The sequence below is a fragment of the Cellulomonas wangsupingiae genome, from assembly GCF_024508275.1.
In the GTDB taxonomy this organism is placed as follows: Bacteria; Actinomycetota; Actinomycetes; order Actinomycetales; family Cellulomonadaceae; genus Cellulomonas; species Cellulomonas wangsupingiae.
Map to the genome: position 1 here is coordinate 2,069,846 of NZ_CP101989.1, position 17,397 is coordinate 2,087,242.

The 17,397-nt window shown below is 74.4% G+C and carries 17 protein-coding genes; 16 read left to right on the plus strand and 1 reads right to left on the minus strand.

Annotated features, from left to right (window positions below):
• Positions 1 to 8: 8 nt before the first annotated feature.
• From NP075_RS09585 to nusB, 5 genes are all read left to right on the plus strand, one after another.
• Positions 9 to 917: a DUF559 domain-containing protein gene (locus NP075_RS09585; protein WP_227562971.1), complete on the plus strand. Its 909-nt coding sequence runs from the start codon at positions 9 to 11 to the stop codon at positions 915 to 917.
• A gap of 114 nt (positions 918 to 1,031) precedes the next feature.
• The gene (locus tag NP075_RS09590) at positions 1,032 to 1,613 is read left to right on the plus strand and encodes a hypothetical protein (RefSeq protein ID WP_255628612.1); all 582 of its coding nucleotides are present in this window, start codon (positions 1,032 to 1,034) and stop codon (positions 1,611 to 1,613) included.
• 16 nt (positions 1,614 to 1,629) lie between these two features.
• Positions 1,630 to 2,058 (plus strand): hypothetical protein, encoded by a 429-nt coding sequence (locus NP075_RS09595; RefSeq protein ID WP_227562973.1) that lies wholly within the window; start codon positions 1,630 to 1,632, stop codon positions 2,056 to 2,058.
• Between the two features lie 190 nt (positions 2,059 to 2,248).
• Complete coding sequence (efp, locus tag NP075_RS09600) at positions 2,249 to 2,812, plus strand: elongation factor P (protein ID WP_227562974.1); 564 nt, start codon at positions 2,249 to 2,251, stop codon at positions 2,810 to 2,812.
• A gap of 1 nt (position 2,813) precedes the next feature.
• Positions 2,814 to 3,230: a transcription antitermination factor NusB gene (gene nusB, locus NP075_RS09605; protein ID WP_227562975.1), complete on the plus strand. Its 417-nt coding sequence runs from the start codon at positions 2,814 to 2,816 to the stop codon at positions 3,228 to 3,230.
• A gap of 36 nt (positions 3,231 to 3,266) precedes the next feature.
• On the opposite strand, the gene NP075_RS09610 is transcribed toward nusB, so the two are convergent.
• On the minus strand, positions 3,267 to 5,597 hold the full coding sequence (locus NP075_RS09610) for a putative bifunctional diguanylate cyclase/phosphodiesterase (RefSeq protein ID WP_227562976.1): 2,331 nt from the start codon (positions 5,595 to 5,597) through the stop codon (positions 3,267 to 3,269).
• Positions 5,598 to 5,782: 185 nt separating this feature from the next.
• Here NP075_RS09610 and pyrR point away from each other — a divergent pair, with 185 nt between their 5' ends.
• The 11 genes from pyrR to rpoZ all read left to right on the plus strand — a co-directional run bounded on the left by pyrR (position 5,783) and on the right by rpoZ (position 17,394).
• Positions 5,783 to 6,403 (plus strand): bifunctional pyr operon transcriptional regulator/uracil phosphoribosyltransferase PyrR, encoded by a 621-nt coding sequence (gene pyrR, locus NP075_RS09615; protein ID WP_227562977.1) that lies wholly within the window; start codon positions 5,783 to 5,785, stop codon positions 6,401 to 6,403.
• Positions 6,400 to 7,431: an aspartate carbamoyltransferase catalytic subunit gene (locus tag NP075_RS09620; protein ID WP_227562978.1), complete on the plus strand. Its 1,032-nt coding sequence runs from the start codon at positions 6,400 to 6,402 to the stop codon at positions 7,429 to 7,431. The genes pyrR and NP075_RS09620 overlap by 4 nt, the downstream gene beginning before the upstream one ends.
• On the plus strand, positions 7,428 to 8,738 hold the full coding sequence (locus NP075_RS09625; RefSeq protein WP_227562979.1) for a dihydroorotase: 1,311 nt from the start codon (positions 7,428 to 7,430) through the stop codon (positions 8,736 to 8,738). The genes NP075_RS09620 and NP075_RS09625 overlap by 4 nt, the downstream gene beginning before the upstream one ends.
• A complete protein-coding gene (locus NP075_RS09630; RefSeq protein ID WP_227562980.1) occupies positions 8,738 to 9,286 on the plus strand; it encodes a PH-like domain-containing protein in 549 nt (182 codons plus the stop codon). The genes NP075_RS09625 and NP075_RS09630 overlap by 1 nt, the downstream gene beginning before the upstream one ends.
• Entirely contained in the window at positions 9,283 to 10,497 is a 1,215-nt protein-coding gene (carA, locus tag NP075_RS09635) for a glutamine-hydrolyzing carbamoyl-phosphate synthase small subunit (RefSeq protein WP_227562981.1), read from the plus strand. The genes NP075_RS09630 and carA overlap by 4 nt, the downstream gene beginning before the upstream one ends.
• Entirely contained in the window at positions 10,497 to 13,832 is a 3,336-nt protein-coding gene (carB, locus tag NP075_RS09640) for a carbamoyl-phosphate synthase large subunit (RefSeq protein WP_227562982.1), read from the plus strand. Before carA ends, carB begins: the two co-directional genes overlap by 1 nt.
• Complete coding sequence (gene pyrF / locus NP075_RS09645; protein WP_227562983.1) at positions 13,829 to 14,686, plus strand: orotidine-5'-phosphate decarboxylase; 858 nt, start codon at positions 13,829 to 13,831, stop codon at positions 14,684 to 14,686. Before carB ends, pyrF begins: the two co-directional genes overlap by 4 nt.
• A gap of 301 nt (positions 14,687 to 14,987) precedes the next feature.
• The gene (locus tag NP075_RS09650; RefSeq protein ID WP_227562984.1) at positions 14,988 to 15,872 is read left to right on the plus strand and encodes a hypothetical protein; all 885 of its coding nucleotides are present in this window, start codon (positions 14,988 to 14,990) and stop codon (positions 15,870 to 15,872) included.
• A 143-nt stretch (positions 15,873 to 16,015) separates the two neighbouring features.
• On the plus strand, positions 16,016 to 16,327 hold the full coding sequence (mihF, locus tag NP075_RS09655; RefSeq protein WP_013117080.1) for an integration host factor, actinobacterial type: 312 nt from the start codon (positions 16,016 to 16,018) through the stop codon (positions 16,325 to 16,327).
• Positions 16,328 to 16,432: 105 nt separating this feature from the next.
• Positions 16,433 to 16,999 (plus strand): guanylate kinase, encoded by a 567-nt coding sequence (gmk, locus tag NP075_RS09660; protein WP_227562985.1) that lies wholly within the window; start codon positions 16,433 to 16,435, stop codon positions 16,997 to 16,999.
• 128 nt (positions 17,000 to 17,127) lie between these two features.
• Entirely contained in the window at positions 17,128 to 17,394 is a 267-nt protein-coding gene (gene rpoZ, locus NP075_RS09665) for a DNA-directed RNA polymerase subunit omega (protein ID WP_227562986.1), read from the plus strand.
• The last annotated feature ends 3 nt before the right edge of the window (positions 17,395 to 17,397 follow it).

Consider the following 17,397-nt stretch of genomic DNA (forward strand, 5'->3'; position numbering starts at 1 on the left):
GTCGGGGCATGGCTCGTGCGGTCGACAGGTCCTGGACGCCGCCCCCGGCGGCGGCGCGGCGCGGCGTGTTCACCCGTGCCGAGGCGCTCGCGGCGGGTCTCACCGAGGACCAGGTGCGGCACCGCATGGAGTCCGGGGCGTGGCGACGCGTCTGCGGTGACGGGCTCGCGCTCGCCCGGACACCACCCCACCCGTGGCTGGACGCCCACGCCGCGGCCGTGACCTGGGCCGACGCCACGCTCGCCCTCACCAGTGCGGCCCTCCTGCACGGGATGCCCGTCCCCGACGACGGCCGCGTGCACGTGGTCGTCACCGGTCCGCGCGCACGTCGCGGCCGGCTGACCCCGCACCGGCACCGGCTGGGGGCGGTCGATCGGCAGGTGCTGGAGGGCGTGCCCGTCACGGCACGGGCCCGCACGGTGGTCGACTGCCTCGGGTGGCTCGCCCGCAGCGACGCGCTGCGTCTGCTCGCGTGGGCGGGGACGCGCCGCGTCGTCGACGCCGACGACCTGGACTTCTGGGTGCACGCCCACCCGGGGCGCCGGGGCAACGCGCAACGTGCCTGGTGCGCGGACCGGCTGCGGCGCGGTGCGCTGAGCGAGGCGGAGGAACGGCTGCACGCCCTCCTGCGCGGCGCGCGGGTGACCGGGTGGGTCGCGAACGCCTCGCTCCTCGAGGGGCTCGGTGTCCCCGCGGTCGTCGACGTGTGGTTCGAGGACGTGCGGCTGGTCGTCGAGGTGGACGGACGCGTCGCCCACGGCGCCGACCGGTTCCAGGGCGACCGCACCCGGCAGAACCTGCTCGTCGGTGCGGGCTGCACGGTGCTGCGCTACACGTGGCACGACCTGACCCGCCGCCCCACCGAGGTCACCGCCCAGATCGTGCACACCCGCCACCTCCTCCGCCAGGTGGCGTGAGGTCGAGGTTCCCGGGCACCGGGTGCCCGGATCCCTCGCTCTCACCCCCGGGTGCGACAAGGGCTGAGGGTTGTGGCGGCTGTCACAAGGTGGCAGGCTTGTCGGGTGTTCGTCATGACGATCGACCAGCGCGGCAGCCGGCGGGGGACCGACCGGGTGCCCGAGCTGCTGGTCGCGCTCGCGGACGTACCCGTCGTCCGCGGCTTCGAGCGCACGGTCGGTGACGAGGTCCAGGGCGTGCTGGACGACCCCGACGTCGTCGTCGACACCGCGCTGCTGGCGCTGCGCGACGGCGGCTGGAGCGTCGGCATCGGAGCCGGCCCCGTCGACGAGCCGCTGCCGTCCTCGCCGCGCGAGGGCTCCGGCCCGGCCTTCCTGCTCGCGCGCGACGCCGTGGAGGCGGCCAAGAACCGGCAACGACCCGTCCCGCTCGCCGTGCGGGGCGTCGACGCGACGGCTGCCGCCGACGCCGACGCGGTCCTCGTGCTGCTCGGGGCGCTGGCGGCGCGGCGCACGGCCGCCGGGTGGGCCGCCGTGGACGCCGTGCGGACGGCCGACGCGGGGCAGGACGTCGTGGCGCACGCCCTCGGCGTGTCGCAGCAGGCCGTCAGCCAGCGGCTGCGGACCGCGATGTGGGCCGAGGAGGTCGCGGCGCGCCCCGCCGCGGCGCGCCTGTTGACGCGCGCGGGCGCCTGACGCCAAGGTCAGGACCGTGCACCCCGCCCTCGTGGCCGGCATCTGGGCCGGCGCGCTGCTCCTCTCCTCCGTCGGCGGCTGGCTCGTCACCCGTCTCGTGCTGCGTCTCGCGTCCCGTTCCCGCGACGCCGGCCGGCGGCGTGCCCAGCACGGCCCGGTCCTGCTCGAGCCGCTGCGCGTGAGCGACGGACCGAACGGTGAGGGCGCCCAGATCGTGCTGCGCGGCGGGACGTGGATCGGCGTGCTCGAGCGGATCGCCGTGACGGGCAGCCTGCTGGCCGGCGTGCCCGAGGGCGTGGCCGTCGTCGTGGCCGTCAAGGGGCTGGGCCGCTACCCCGAGCTGCGCGAGAACCCGGGCGCCTCCGAGCGCTTCGTCATCGGGACGCTGGCGTCCCTGCTGTGGTCCGCGCTCTGCGGCCTCGGGGCGCTGCGACTGCTCGCCTGACGCCCCGGTGGCCGGGCCGCGGGGACCCCGTGCGGGCCGCACGCGGCACGGGCGCTAGGATGGTCGACGGCCTGCGGCCGGTCCGTGCACCGCTTGCGTACACCTCCGTGGCCCCAGCCGCCCCGCAGGGCGCCTGCGCTCCGGACGCGCCGAACGGCGCCCACCACCACCGACCGGGAGAACGACGCTCGTGGCGACCACCAACGACCTGAAGAACGGCATCGTGCTGAAGATCGACGGCCAGCTGTGGACCGTCGTGGAGTTCCAGCACGTCAAGCCCGGCAAGGGTGGGGCGTTCGTCCGCACCAAGCTGAAGAACGTGCTCTCCGGCAAGATCGTCGACCGCACGTTCAACGCGGGTCTGAAGGTCGAGACCGCGACCGTCGACAAGCGCGACATGCAGTACCTGTACAAGGACGGCGACGACTTCGTGTTCATGGACACGGACACGTACGACCAGATCAACGTGCCGGCCGCGACCGTGGGCGACGCCGCGAACTTCATGCTCGAGTCGCAGACGGCGCTCGTCGCGACCAACGAGGGCGTCCCGCTGTACGTCGAGCTGCCCCCGTCGGTCGTCCTCGAGGTGACCTACACGGAGCCGGGCCTGCAGGGCGACCGCTCGTCCGCCGGCACCAAGCCCGCGACCCTCGAGACCGGCTACGAGATCCAGGTGCCGCTGTTCCTCGAGGCGAACACCCGCGTCAAGGTCGACACGCGCGACGGGTCGTACCTCGGCCGCGTGAACGACTGACGTGGGCGCCCGGACCAAGGCGCGCAAGCGCGCGCTCGACGTGCTGTTCGAGGCCGAGCAGCGCGACCTCGACGTCGCCGAGCTCCTCGCCAAGCGTGTCGTGGAGCCGGGGACCGAGGCGTCGCTGCCGCAGTACGCGGTGGACGTCGTCGAGGGGGTGCTGGCGCACGCCGAGCGCATCGACGAGCTGCTCGCGACCCACGCCCACGGCTGGACGGTCGCGCGGATGCCCGCGGTCGACCGTGCGCTGCTGCGCATCGGCACGTGGGAGATCCTCTGGAACGACGACGTGCCGGACGCCGTGGCCGTCGACGAGGCGGTGTCCCTGGCCCGCGAGCTGTCCACCGACGAGTCGCCGGCGTTCGTCAACGGCCTGCTCGGCCGGATCGTCGTCCTCAAGCCGACGCTGCTGGCCTGACCCCGACCGCCGCACGCACCCGACGCCCGGGCGCCCTCACAGGTGCTCGGGCGTCGCGTCGTCCAGGGTGCCGTGCACCACGCGGAGCGGACGCGGCACGATCCGCGACCGACGCTCGGGCAGCCGCGGCTCGGCGCGGCGCAGCTCCTCGCTCACGGGGACGGCGCCCGACGGCCGCGGACGTGCCCCCCGCACGGGCAGCCCCGGTGCCGGCCGGCCCACGAAGTTGCCCTGCGCCTGCGGCACCCCCAGCTCCACCAGCACCTGCAGGTCGCCCGCGGACTCGACACCCTCGGCCACGATGTCCAGGCCGTGGTGCTCGGCGAGCGCGACGATCGCCCGCACCGGGCCCGCACCCCGCGGCGTGCGGATCTCCCGCACGAAGGACCGGTCGATCTTCAGCACGTCGACGGGGAGCCGTGCGAGGCGGGACAGCGAGCTGAACCCCGTGCCGAAGTCGTCGAGCGCGATCCGCACCCCCCGGGCGCGCAGCTCCGAGAGCACCGGCACGGCCGACGACGTGCGCAGCATCGTGGTCTCGGTGATCTCGATGGTCAGGTGCTCCCACGGCCCGCCCGACCACGCCTCGTCGATGCGTTCGAGCACGTCCGGCTCGTGGAGCTCGCGCGCCGAGAGGTTCACCGCGACGGGCATGTGGTGGCGGTCCAGCGCGCGGCGGGCCTGGCGGATCATGGACCGGCCGACGGGCACGATGAGGCCGGTCTGCTCGGCGAGACCCAGCCAGTGCTCCGGCAGGACGAAGCTGTCGCCCTCGTGCCAGCGCGCCAGCGCCTCCAGCCCGACGACCTCGAGCGTGCGCGTGTCGACGATCGGCTGGAAGTACGCGGTGATGCGGTCCTCCGCGACGGCGCGCTCGAGCGCCGCGCGCACGCGTCGGGAGTCCTCCGCGCGCGCCCGCATCTCGGGGTCGAAGACGCGGTGCCCCGACGCGGTCCGCTTCGCCTCGAGCATCGCGGCGTCCGCGTGCCGCAGCAGCGCGTCCGCGTCGACGACCTCGCTCGGGGTCCACGTCGCGACCCCGCACGTGAGGCGCGGACCCGACGCCCTGCCGACGGCGGTGCCGAAGCCGGTGCGCAGCCGACGCGCCAGGTCGGCGAGCGTGTCGTCGCTGCCGGCCCGCGAGACGACGACGGCGAACTCGTCGCCGGCGAGGCGGGCGACGAACGTGTCGGCGTCGACCCACGTGCGCAGGTACTGCGCGGTGGCGCGCAGCAGGTCGTCGCCCGCGCCGTGGCCCTCGCGGTCGTTGACGTCCTTGAACCCGTCGATGTCGCAGTAGACGACCGAGACCCGGGTGCGCTCGACGGCCGCGCGCTCGAGCACCTCGAGGAGGTGCGTGTCGACCGCCCGCCGGTTGGGCAGCGCCGTCAGGGGGTCCGTGACCGCGGCACGTGACAGGCGGTCCGTCAGGGCGTAGCGCTCGGCGGCGGTCGACACGACGAGACCCAGGTCGATGAGGAACGTGCGCTCGTGCGGTGCGAGCCGGTCCGGCTCCTCGGGGAACAGGTCGACGACGAACCGGTCACGCTGCAGGGGGCGCAGCGTCCCGTCGATGCTCGGGTCGCCCAGCACCTCGCGTGCCGCGTCACGCGCCCGGACGAGCAGCGCGGCGGGGTCCCGGTGGTACCAGGCCGTGTTCGTGACGGAGGACAGCGCGTCGCGCATCGCCGCGCGGCGCCGGTCCATGAGCTGGGCGCGCCGCAGCCGCACCGCGGCGAGGGACTCCAGGCCGACGGCCAGGGGCAGCGGCCACAGGCTCGCGAGCAGCGCGCCCACCGGCTCACCGGGCAGGAGCATCCCGGCGGCCAGCGTGGCCAGGGACACGGTGCCGGCGCCGACCAGCAGCCAGCCCAGGGGGGTGAGGTCCGCCCTGCCGAGCGCGACCGCCAGGTACGTCACGGCGAGCGCCACGACGGCGAGGAGCAGGCCGACGGCCAGCCCTCGGCCGACCGGGAGCCCGAGCACCCGGGCGTCACCGACGGTCACCGGCCACAGCGCGGCGCGCAGCAGCAGGGCCGCGACCGCCACCGCCACCCACGGGCGCAGGCGCGGGCCCGCGCCGCCGAGCGCCCGGACGGCCGGCAGGCACAGGACCGCGACGGCGCCCACCAGCTGCCCGTGGAGGAACGCCAGGGCGTCGTGCAGGTCCGGGCGCGTGACGACGCCGTGCAGGCCGGCGACGAGCACGAGGGCGGCCATCGCGACCGAGAGCGCGAGCGCCCACGTGGAGCCGTCGGAGCGCAGCGCACCGCGCCACCAGACCCACTGCAGCACGCAGAAGCCGCCGACCAGCCCGGCAGCCAGGAACTGCAGGACGGTGGTCCACAGGGGGACGTCGCCGAGCATGTGGGGTACATCGGCGCGTGGCGCCGACGCCATGAACGGCAACCGGGTGACGGCCGCGCGACGGCACCGACGTGCGCCGCGTCACGCCGTGCCACGCGTCCGGCGAGCACGGGTCGAGGGTAGGGTGGTGCGTCGAGCAACCTCCCTTTAAGCCCGTCCTGTGAGGCGGGGAAGGAGTCGCACGCATGAGCACAGGCACGCCCGCGTCCGGTCCCGGACGACCGGCCACGCACGTACCGCCTCCCGAGGGGGCGGGCCCCGCCCCGGGGACCACGGTCCTCGGTGCCGACGACGTCGGGCGGGCGCTGACCCGCATCGCCCACGAGGTCGTGGAGCGCAACAAGGGTGTCGACGACGTCGTCCTGCTGGGCATCCCCACCCGCGGCCTGCCGCTGGCCCGCCGCCTCGCGCAGCGCCTCGCGCAGGTCGAGCACGTGCCGGCGGAGGGCCTGGTCGGCAGCCTCGACGTGACGATGCACCGCGACGACCTGGCGCACCAGCCCACCCGCACGATCGGCGAGACCTACGTGCCCGGCGACGGCATCGACGGCAAGGTGGTCGTCCTCGTGGACGACGTCCTGTACTCGGGCCGGACGATCCGCGCGGCGCTCGACGCCATCAGCGACCTCGGCCGGCCGCGGGCGGTGCAGCTCGCCGTCCTGGTGGACCGCGGGCACCGCGAGCTGCCGATCCGCGCCGACTACGTCGGGAAGAACCTGCCCACGGCCACCGCCGAGCGCGTGCGCGTGCTGCTGGCGGAGATCGACGGCGAGGACCGCGTCGTCATCGAGGGGGCCGGACGATGAGGCACCTGCTCTCGGCCGCCGACCTGGACCGCGACGAGGCCGTGCTGGTCCTCGACACCGCCGGCCAGATGGCCGCCACCCAGGCACGCGAGATCAAGAAGCTGCCCACCCTGCGCGGCCGCACCGTCGTCAACCTGTTCTTCGAGGACTCGACGCGCACGCGCATCTCCTTCGAGACGGCCGCCAAGCGGCTGTCGGCCGACGTCATCAACTTCTCCGCCAAGGGATCGAGCGTGTCCAAGGGCGAGTCGCTCAAGGACACCGCCCTGACGCTGCAGGCGATGGGCGCCGATGCCGTGGTGATCCGCCACCAGGCGTCCGGCGCACCCCACACGCTGGCGTACTCCGGGTGGACGCACGGGGCCGTGGTCAACGCCGGCGACGGGATGCACCAGCACCCCACCCAGGCGCTGCTCGACGCCTACACCCTGCGCCGGCACCTGGTCGGCGACGGTGGACGGGCGGACGCCACCGGACGGGACCTCGCCGGGGTGCACGTCGCGATCGTCGGGGACGTCCTGCACAGCCGCGTCGCGCGGTCCAACGTGCAGCTCCTGCGGACGCTCGGCGCCCGCGTCACCCTCGTCGCACCCCCCACGCTCGTGCCGGTCGGTGTGCACTCGTGGCCCGCCGAGGTGTCCTACGACCTGGACGAGGTACTCGCGACAGGACCCGACGCGGTCATGATGCTGCGGGTGCAGCGCGAGCGGATGTCGAGCGCCGGCGGCGGGTTCTTCCCGAGCCCGCTCGAGTACACCCGCGGCTACGGGCTCGACGCCCGACGGCTGGCGGTGCTGCCCGACCACGCGGTCGTGCTGCACCCCGGGCCGATGAACCGGGGCCTGGAGATCTCGGCCGACGCGGCGGACTCGCCGCGGGCGGTGATCGTGGAGCAGGTCGCCAACGGGGTCGCGGTGCGCATGGCGGTGCTGTACCTGCTCCTCGCGGGGGGCGAGCCGGGCGCACGGACCGGTGACGGGCAGGGGCGCACGCACGTGCGCACGGACGAGACGAGGGCGCACGCGTGACGACGTATCTGCTGACCGGGGCCCGCCCGCTGGGCGGCGACCCGACCGACGTGCTGCTCGCGGACGGCGTCGTCGCGGCGCTGGGCGCGCAGGCACGGCGTGCCGGCGGCGACGCGCACGTCGTCGAGGCCGACGGCCTGGTCCTGCTGCCCGGCCTGGTCGACCTGCACACCCACCTGCGGGAGCCCGGCCGCGAGGACGCCGAGACCGTGGAGTCGGGCACGCGCGCGGCCGCGCTCGGCGGCTTCACGGCCGTCCACGCGATGGCGAACACCACCCCCACGCAGGACACCGCGGGCGTCGTCGAGCAGGTCTGGCGCCTCGGGCGCGACGCCGGCTGGTGCGACGTGCACCCCGTCGGTGCCGTGACGGTCGGCCTGGCGGGGGAGCGGCTCGCGGAGCTGTCCGCGATGGCCCGCTCCGCCGCGGCGGTCCGGGTCTTCTCCGACGACGGCAGGTGCGTGCACGACCCCGTCGTGATGCGCCGCGCGCTGGAGTACGTCAAGGCGTTCGACGGCGTGGTCGCCCAGCACGCCCAGGAGCCGCGCCTGACCGAGGGCGCGCAGATGCACGAGGGCGTCGTGTCCGCCGAGCTGGGACTGACCGGCTGGCCGTCGGTGGCCGAGGAGGCGATCGTCGCGCGCGACGTGCTGCTCGCCGAGCACGTCGGCTCGCGCCTGCACGTCCTGCACCTGTCCACCGCCGGCTCCGTCGAGATCGTCAGGTGGGCCAAGGCACGCGGCATCGACGTCACGGCCGAGGTCACGCCGCACCACCTCATGCTCACCGACGAGCGGGCGCGCGGCTACGACCCGCGGTTCAAGGTCAACCCGCCCCTGCGGACGGCCGAGGACGTCGAGGCGGTCCGCGAAGGGCTGGCCGACGGCACGATCGACACCGTGGGCACCGACCACGCGCCGCACGCCCGCGAGGACAAGGACTGCGAGTGGGCCGCCGCGGCGTTCGGCATGACGGGCCTGGAGACCGCGCTGTCGGTCGTGCAGGCCGTCATGGTCGACACCGGCCGCATGACGTGGGTCGACGTGGCGCGCGTCATGTCGAGCGCACCCGCCCGGATCGGGCGGCTGACCGGCCAGGGCCGGCCGATCGCCCCCGGCGAGCCCGCCAACCTCACGCTCGTGGACCCGGCAGCCCGCCGCGTCGTCGTCCCCGAGCAGCAGGCGACCGCGAGCGTCAACTCCCCGTTCGCCGGTCAGGAGCTGCCCGGGAGCGTCGTCGCGACGTTCCTGCGCGGACGCGCCACCGTGCTCGACGGCGCCCTCGTCGAGCAGGGGGCGCGCGTCTGATGCCCCTCTGGCTCTCCGTGACGATCCTCGCCGCGCTCGCGGTGCTCGGGCTGTGGGGCATGTGGCACGGCTGGCAGGCTCGGGGCCGGCGCACCGCGGCCCTCGTGCCGACGCTGCCCGCTGCGCCGGCGGTCCCCGGTGCTCCCCTCGGTGACGCGGTCGAGGCGGTCTACGTCTCCTCGACGCGCTCCGGCGACTGGCTCGACCGGGTCGTGGCGCACGACCTCGGCGTCCGCTCCCCGGCGCGGGTGCGGGTGCACGAGGACGGCGTGCACGTCGCCCGCACCGGTGCCCGCGACGTGTGGGTCCCGTCCGCCGCTCTGACGGCCGTGACGACGAGCAGCGGGCAGGCCGGCAAGTTCGTCGGCCGGGCCGAGCTCGTCGTCCTCACCTGGGTGCCGGACCCGACCACCGGCACCGCCCTCGACACCGCGCTGCAGGTGCGCCACGACGACGAGCGCGCCGCGCTCCTCGCCGCCGCGCGCACCCTGACGGCGCCCACCGACACCGACACGGCGCCGCCCGCGGCGCAGGAGGAGCAGGCATGAGCGACGCGATCCTCGTCCTCGAGGACGGCCGCACGTTCGCCGGACGGGCCTACGGGGCCACCGGGCGCACGGTCGGCGAGATCGTCTTCAACACCGGCATGACGGGCTACCAGGAGACCCTGACGGACCCGTCGTACCACCGGCAGATCGTCGTGATGACGGCGCCGCACATCGGCAACACCGGGGTGAACGACGAGGACGCCGAGTCCCGTCGCATCTGGGTGGCCGGCTACGTCGTGCGGGACCCCGCGCGTCGCCCGTCCAGCTGGCGGTCGCGCCGTTCGCTCGACGACGAGCTCGGTGCGCAGGGCGTCGTCGGGATCAGCGACGTCGACACGCGCGCGCTCACGCGGCACCTGCGCGAGCGCGGCGTGATGCGGGCCGGCATCTTCTCCGGTGCGGCGCTCGCGCGCCCCGAGGGGGAGCGCCGCCCTGTCGACGAGCTCGTGGACGAGGTGCTGGCGGCGCCGCTCATGGCCGGCGCCGATCTCGCGGGCGAGGTCAGCGTGGACACCGCGTACGTCGTGCCGGCCCTGGGGCCGGACGGCACGCCGCTCGACGCGCCGGTCGCGCGCGTCGCCGCGGTCGACCTGGGCATCAAGTCGATGACGCCGCAGCGTCTGGCCGAGCGGGGCGTCGAGGTGCACGTGCTGCCGGCGACGTCCGCGATCGACGAGGTCCTGGCCGTGCAGCCGGACGGGGTGTTCTTCTCCAACGGCCCCGGGGACCCGTCGGCCGCGCGCCACGAGATCGACGTGCTGCGCGGCGTGCTGGACCGGCGGATCCCGTTCTTCGGCATCTGCTACGGCAACCAGCTCTTCGGCCGGGCCCTCGGCTTCGGCACGTACAAGCTGCGGTACGGGCACCGGGGCGTCAACCAGCCGGTCATGGACCGGACCACGGGCAAGGTGGAGATCACGGCGCACAACCACGGCTTCGCGGTCGACGCGCCGCTGGACGCCGAGACGGTCGCCCCGTTCGACGGCGGCCGCTACGGGCGGGTGCGGGTGTCGCACGTCGACCTCAACGACGACGTCGTCGAGGGCCTCGAGGCGCTCGACCTGCCGGCGTTCTCCGTGCAGTACCACCCCGAGGCCGCGGCCGGCCCGCACGACGCCGCGTACCTCTTCGACCGCTTCCTCGACCTCATGACCACGCACCGCGACGGCTCGACGCCGGACGCCGCCAGCACCCAGAAGGGCGCCGCCTGATGCCTCGTCGCGACGACCTGAAGTCCGTCCTCGTCATCGGCTCCGGCCCGATCGTCATCGGCCAGGCCTGCGAGTTCGACTACTCCGGCACGCAGGCGTGCCGCGTGCTCAAGGAGGAGGGCCTGCGGGTCGTCCTCGTCAACTCCAACCCGGCCACGATCATGACCGACCCGGAGTTCGCCGACGCCACGTACGTCGAGCCGATCACCACCGAGGTCCTCACCACGATCATCGCCAAGGAGCGTCCCGACGCGATCCTGCCGACGCTCGGCGGGCAGACCGCCCTCAACGCGGCCATCGCGCTCGACGAGGCCGGCGTCCTGGAGAAGTACGACGTCGAGCTCATCGGCGCGAACATCCCCGCGATCCAGAAGGGCGAGGACCGCGAGCGGTTCAAGGAGGTCGTGGAGGTGTGCGGCGGGGAGTCCGCGCGCTCGGCGATCATCCACACGATCGACGAGGCGCTCGTCGCCGCCGAGGACCTCGGGTACCCGATGGTCGTGCGGCCGTCGTTCACCATGGGCGGGCTGGGCTCGGGCATCGCGTACGACGAGGCGGACCTGCGCCGCATCGTCGGGCAGGGCCTGCACTACTCGCCGACCACCGAGGTGCTCCTGGAGGAGTCGATCCTCGGGTGGAAGGAGTACGAGCTCGAGCTCATGCGTGACAAGCACGACAACGTCGTGGTCGTCTGCTCGATCGAGAACGTCGACCCGGTCGGCGTGCACACGGGTGACTCGGTGACCGTCGCGCCGGCGCTCACGCTCACGGACCGCGAGTACCAGCGGATGCGTGACATCGGCATCGCGGTGATCCGCGAGGTCGGCGTCGACACCGGCGGCTGCAACATCCAGTTCGCGGTGCACCCGGACACCGGCCGGATCATCGTCATCGAGATGAACCCGCGCGTGTCGCGGTCGTCGGCGCTGGCGTCGAAGGCGACGGGCTTCCCGATCGCGAAGATCGCCGCGAAGCTCGCCGTCGGCTACACGCTGGACGAGATCCCCAACGACATCACGGGCTCGACGCCGGCGTCGTTCGAGCCGACCCTCGACTACGTCGTGGTGAAGGTCCCGCGGTTCGCGTTCGAGAAGTTCCCGGCCGCCGACGACACGCTCACCACGACCATGAAGTCGGTGGGCGAGGCCATGGCGATGGGACGCAACTTCACCGAGGCGCTCGGCAAGGCCATGCGCTCGCTCGACAAGTCGGGCTCGACCTTCCACTGGGACGGCGAGCCGGCGACGGGCGAGGCGCTGGACGCGCTCGTCGCGTCGATCTCCCGGCCCACCGAGGGTCGCCTCGTCGACGTGCAGCAGGTCCTGCGCGCGGGGGTGTCCGTCGACGACGTGTACGCCCGCACGGGCATCGACCCGTGGTTCCTCGACCAGGTGCAGCTGGTCAACGAGGTCGCGCAGGCTACGGCCGACGCCCCGGCGCTCACGGACGACGTGCTCCGGCACGCCAAGCGGCACGGGCTGTCGGACGTGCAGGTCGCGTCCCTGCGTCGGACCAGCGAGGACGCCGTGCGGCGCACCCGCTGGGCCCTGGGCGTGCGGCCCGTCTACAAGACGGTCGACACCTGCGCGGCGGAGTTCGCGGCCCGCACGCCGTACCACTACTCGTCGTACGACGAGGAGACGGAGGTGGCCCCGCGCGAGCGCCCGGCCGTGCTCATCCTGGGGTCGGGGCCCAACCGGATCGGTCAGGGCATCGAGTTCGACTACTCCTGCGTGCACGCGGCACTGGCGCTCAAGGGGGAGTACGAGACCGTCATGGTCAACTGCAACCCCGAGACCGTGTCGACCGACTACGACACGGCCGACCGCCTGTACTTCGAGCCGCTGACCTTCGAGGACGTCCTCGAGGTGTACGAGGCGGAGCTGGCCGTGGGCCCGGTCGCCGGTCTCGTCGTCACGCTCGGCGGGCAGACCCCGCTGTCGCTGGCGCAGCGGCTGTCGGACGCGGGCCTGCCGATCCTGGGTACCCAGCCGCAGGCGATCGACGCCGCCGAGGACCGCGCGGAGTTCGGCGAGGTGCTGGCGGCCGCCGGCCTGCCGGCCCCCGCGTTCGGCACCGCGACCAACCTCGAGGCGGCGCGCGAGACGGCGCGTCGCATCGGGTTCCCCGTGCTCGTGCGCCCGTCGTACGTCCTGGGTGGACGCGGCATGGAGATCGTCTACGACGAGGCACAGCTGACGGAGTACGTCGAGCGCGCGATCTCCGAGCAGCTGGGCGGCGACCGCGGGGGCAGCCTGCCGCCGCTGCTCATCGACCGCTTCCTCGACGACGCGATCGAGATCGACGTCGACGCGCTGTACGACGGGACCGAGCTGTACCTCGGTGGCGTCATGGAGCACATCGAGGAGGCCGGCGTGCACTCGGGCGACTCGGCCTGCGTGCTTCCGCCCGTGACCCTGTCGGTCGCCGAGCTCGCGCGCATCCGGGAGTCCACCGAGGCCATCGCGCGGGGCGTGGGGGTGCGCGGGCTGCTCAACATCCAGTTCGCGCTCGTCTCCGACGTGCTCTACGTGCTCGAGGCGAACCCGCGCGCGTCGCGCACCGCGCCGTTCGTGTCGAAGGCCACGGGCGTGTCGCTCGCGAAGGCAGCGGCCCTCGTCATGACGGGCCACTCGATCGCGCAGCTGCGTGCCGACGGCGTGCTGCCCGCGACCGACGCGAGCGAGCTCGACCTCGACGCGCCGATCGCGGTCAAGGAGGCCGTGCTGCCGTTCAAGCGGTTCCGGACCGCCGACGGCACGGTGGTCGACACGGTCCTCGGGCCGGAGATGCGGTCCACGGGCGAGGTCATGGGGTTCGACGTCGACTTCCCGACGGCGTTCGCCAAGTCGCAGGAGGCGGCCTTCGGCGGGCTGCCCACCTCCGGCCGCGTGTTCATCTCGGTGGCGGACCGCGACAAGCGGTCGATCGTCTTCCCGGTGAAGCGGCTCGTGGAGCTGGGCTTCGAGATCCTCGCGACGCAGGGCACGTCGGCGGTGCTGCGGCGCAGCGGCATCGTCGCGCAGGTCGTGCGCAAGCACTCGGCCGGCCGCGGACCCGGTGGGGAGCCGACGATCGTCGACCTCATCACGGCCGGCGAGATCGACATGGTCGTGAACACGCCGTCCGGCCAGGGAGCGCGTGCGGACGGCTACGAGATCCGTGCCGCGACCACGGCGGCGGACAAGGCGATCGTCACGACCGTGCAGCAGCTCGGTGCGGCCGTGCAGGCGATCGAGGCGCGGCAGGCGGGTCCGTTCAGCGTCACGAGCCTGCAGGAGCACGACGCCGCCGCGGCGCTGCGCCGGGCGGCCCGGGCCGGGGCCGGGGCGTGACGGCCACGGCCCGGCGCCCGTTCGGTGCGCGGCTGGCCGAGGCCATGGACGCGCACGGGCCGCTGTGCGTCGGCATCGACCCGCACGCGTCGCTGCTGGCGGACTGGGGCCTGCCGGACGACGCCGAGGGCGTGCGCCGGTTCGCGCTGCGTGTGATGGAGGCCCTCGCAGGCCGCGTCGCCGCGGTGAAGCCGCAGGCGGCGTTCTTCGAGCGGCACGGCTCGGCCGGGGTCGCCGCGCTCGAGGAGGTCGTGGCCGTCGGCCTGCAGACCGGCACCCTCGTGGTGGTCGACGCGAAGCGCGGCGACATCGGGTCGACGATGGGGGCGTACGCGGAGGCGTACCTGCGCGACGGCTCACCGCTGGCCGGGGACGCCCTGACGGTCTCGCCGTACCTCGGCTTCGGAGCGCTGGGCCCGGCGGTCGACCTCGCGCGGGAGAGCGGGCGAGGGCTCTTCGTGCTGTGCCTCACCTCCAACACGGAGGGCCGCGAGGTGCAGCACGCCCGCACCTCCGACGGCGTGAGCGTCGCCGCCGCGGTGGCCGCACGGGCCGCCGCGCTCAACGCGGGCGCCGACCCGCTCGGCTCCGTCGGGCTCGTCGTCGGTGCGACCGTCGGCGACGACGCGCGGCTCGCCGGGGTGGACCTGGCGCACGTCAACGGCCCGCTCCTGGCGCCCGGTGTCGGTGCGCAGGGGGCCGGTGCGCCCGAGCTCGCTCGGGTGTTCGGCAGCGCACGGCGCCAGGTGCTGGCGTCGTCGAGCAGGGGAGTGCTGCGCGCGGGCCCGGACGTGTCGGCGCTGCGGGCCGCTGCGGGTGCCGCGGCCTCGGAGGCGGCTGCCGCCCTCCGCTGACGGCGCTGCGCGCGCCCCGGCCAGGGCTGTCGCCCACATGAGGGCCGACCCCTCGACGTGGAGCAGGTCAAGACGATAACGGAACCTGGCGCCCACACGACTCGACGGGTCCGGACCAGCTCGAACACGCACCCCACAGACCAGCCCAGAAAGCCACGACGGACGAGGCCACGACGTGTGCACCTCACGGCCGGCGGCCCGTGGGGAAGGGCGACCCGTGAGCCTGCTGGGGGAGGAGGTCGCGCTGTGCACCCGGGGCGCACACGCGTCGACCGTCGGACCTCGTGACTAGGGTGCGGACGTGCCTGCCGACCTGACCGTGGCCCGGATCGTCGGGCAGTACCTCGCCGACCCTCCCGTGCACGCTGCGAGCACCGCGCGGGCGCACCGCTGGGCCCTCGGCGGGCTCCGGGACGTCCTGGGCGACGAGCCGGTCGTCGCGGTGCTCACGACCGGTGACGTCGTCCGCTGGATCACCGCCCCCACGGCCGACGGCCGGGAACCCGCCGCGGCGACGGTACGGCAGCGGGCCGGCGCGGTCCGGGCCCTGCTGCGCTTCGGTGTCGAACGCGGTCACCTGGACGCCGCGACGGCCGACGCCGCGCAGGCGCTGCTGCGGCGGCCCGCGACGCCGCCCGTCGTGCGGGCCGCGACGCCCGCGGCGCTGCTGCTCGACCGGCTCTCCGGGGGGCGTCCCCACGGCGTCTCGTGGCACGTCTGGGTGCGGTTCCGCGCGCACGTGTCGGTGCTGGCGGCGAGCGGGGCGACCGAGCGTGACCTGGGCAGGGCGCACGTCGCCGACCTGGGCGCGGGCGCCGTGGACGTGCGGCTGGGAGGGGTGCGGCACCCGCTGGGGGACGCGGCGCGGCTGGCGGTCCAGGCCTGGCTCCCGGTGCGGTCCGAGCTGGTCGCGAGCCTGCAGGGCAGCCCGCCACCGCAGCTGTGGGTCCGGGCGCACCCGTCCGTCCACCCGCGCACCGGCGCCGTCGCCGCGGTCGGGATGCCCATCACCGCCCGCGGGCTGCGCAAGGCGTTCGCCGACGTCGTGGCCGGGCTCGCCGGAGAGGATCCCCGCCTCGCCGACTGCACGGTCGCGCACGTCCGGCAGCTCGCCGGACGGCCGGCGGGCGCGGGGGAACCCGCAGGTCCGCGCCCGGTCGGACCCGCGCACGACGCCGCCACGTGACGCGCGACACGGCGTCGGCGCAGGTCGCACCGCGACACGCGACACGTCCGCGTTGCCGAGCGGGGTCCGCCTCGCTAGTTTCGTCTCAGGTCCCGCGCATCGGCGACCAGGATCTCCGGCCCAGTGACGAGAAGGTGAAGCGCGTGGCTCTTCCTCCGCTGACTCCCGAACAACGAGCCGCCGCGCTCGAGAAGGCTGCCGCGGCGCGGCAGGCCCGTGCCGAGGTGAAGAACCGCCTCAAGTACTCGCAGGGCTCCCTGTCCGAGGTGATCGAGCAGGGGCAGCAGGACGAGACGATCGGCAAGCTCAAGGTCGCCGCGCTGCTGGAGTCCCTCCCCGGCGTGGGGAAGGTCAAGGCCCGCGCGATCATGTCCGAGATCGGCATCTCCGAGACGCGACGGGTGCGTGGCCTCGGCCCGCACCAGGTCAAGGCGCTCGTCGACCGCTTCGGCTGAGCGTCCCGGCACACGGCGCCCCGCCCGGTCCTCGGGCGGGGCGCCGCCGCACGTCCGGGCGTTTGCGCCATCCCACCCCGACTTCCCTGGAGACGTGCACCACCCATGACGACGCAGCCGGCACGACTGACCGTTCTCGCCGGACCGACGGCGGTCGGCAAGGGGACGGTCTCGGCCGACATCCGTGCCCGTTACCCCCAGGTCTGGTTGTCGGTCTCCATGACGACCCGTGAGCCGCGCCCCGGTGAGGTCGACGGCCTGCACTACCACTTCGTCTCGAACGAGCGGTTCGACGAGATGGTCGCGGGCGGCGAGCTCCTCGAGTGGGCGGTCGTCCACGGCCGCAACCGGTACGGCACGCCGCGGGGCCCGGTCACCGAGCGACTGGCCGCCGGCGAGCCCGCGCTGCTGGAGATCGACCTGCAGGGTGCTCGCCAGGTCCGGGCGTCGATGCCCGAGGCGCGGTTCGTCTTCCTCGCGCCGCCCTCCTGGGACGAGCTCGTGCGGCGCCTCGTGGGACGCGGCACGGAGGGCGAGGAGGAGCGTGAACGGCGGCTGGCGACGGCGCGCGTCGAGCTGGCGGCCGAACCCGAGTTCGACCACGTCGTCGTCAACGACGACGTGCACCGAGCGACGGACGAGCTCGTGCGCCTCATGGGCATCACCGCCTGACAGCGGAGGGCCGCACGCTCGAGCGGGTACCATGTGAGGTGACTGCGCCGCTCGCCGCCCGTCGCACGACCCGGGCACCGCGCGCGGCTGCGCCTCAGACCCGCACCGCCATCCCCAGGGAGTTCTCCGTGTCCGGAACCGTTGCCGCCCCCACGGGCATCACCGACCCGCCGATCGACCGTCTGCTCGAGCGCGCCGACTCCAAGTACGCGCTCGTGCTGTTCTCCGCCAAGCGCGCGCGCCAGATCAACGCGTACTACGCGCAGCTCAACGAGGGCCTCCTGGAGTACGTGGGCCCGCTCGTCGACACCCGCCCGCAGGAGAAGCCGCTGTCGATCGCCATGCGCGAGATCGACGCCGGCCTGCTCACGTCCGAGCCCATCGCGGAGGCCTGAGCC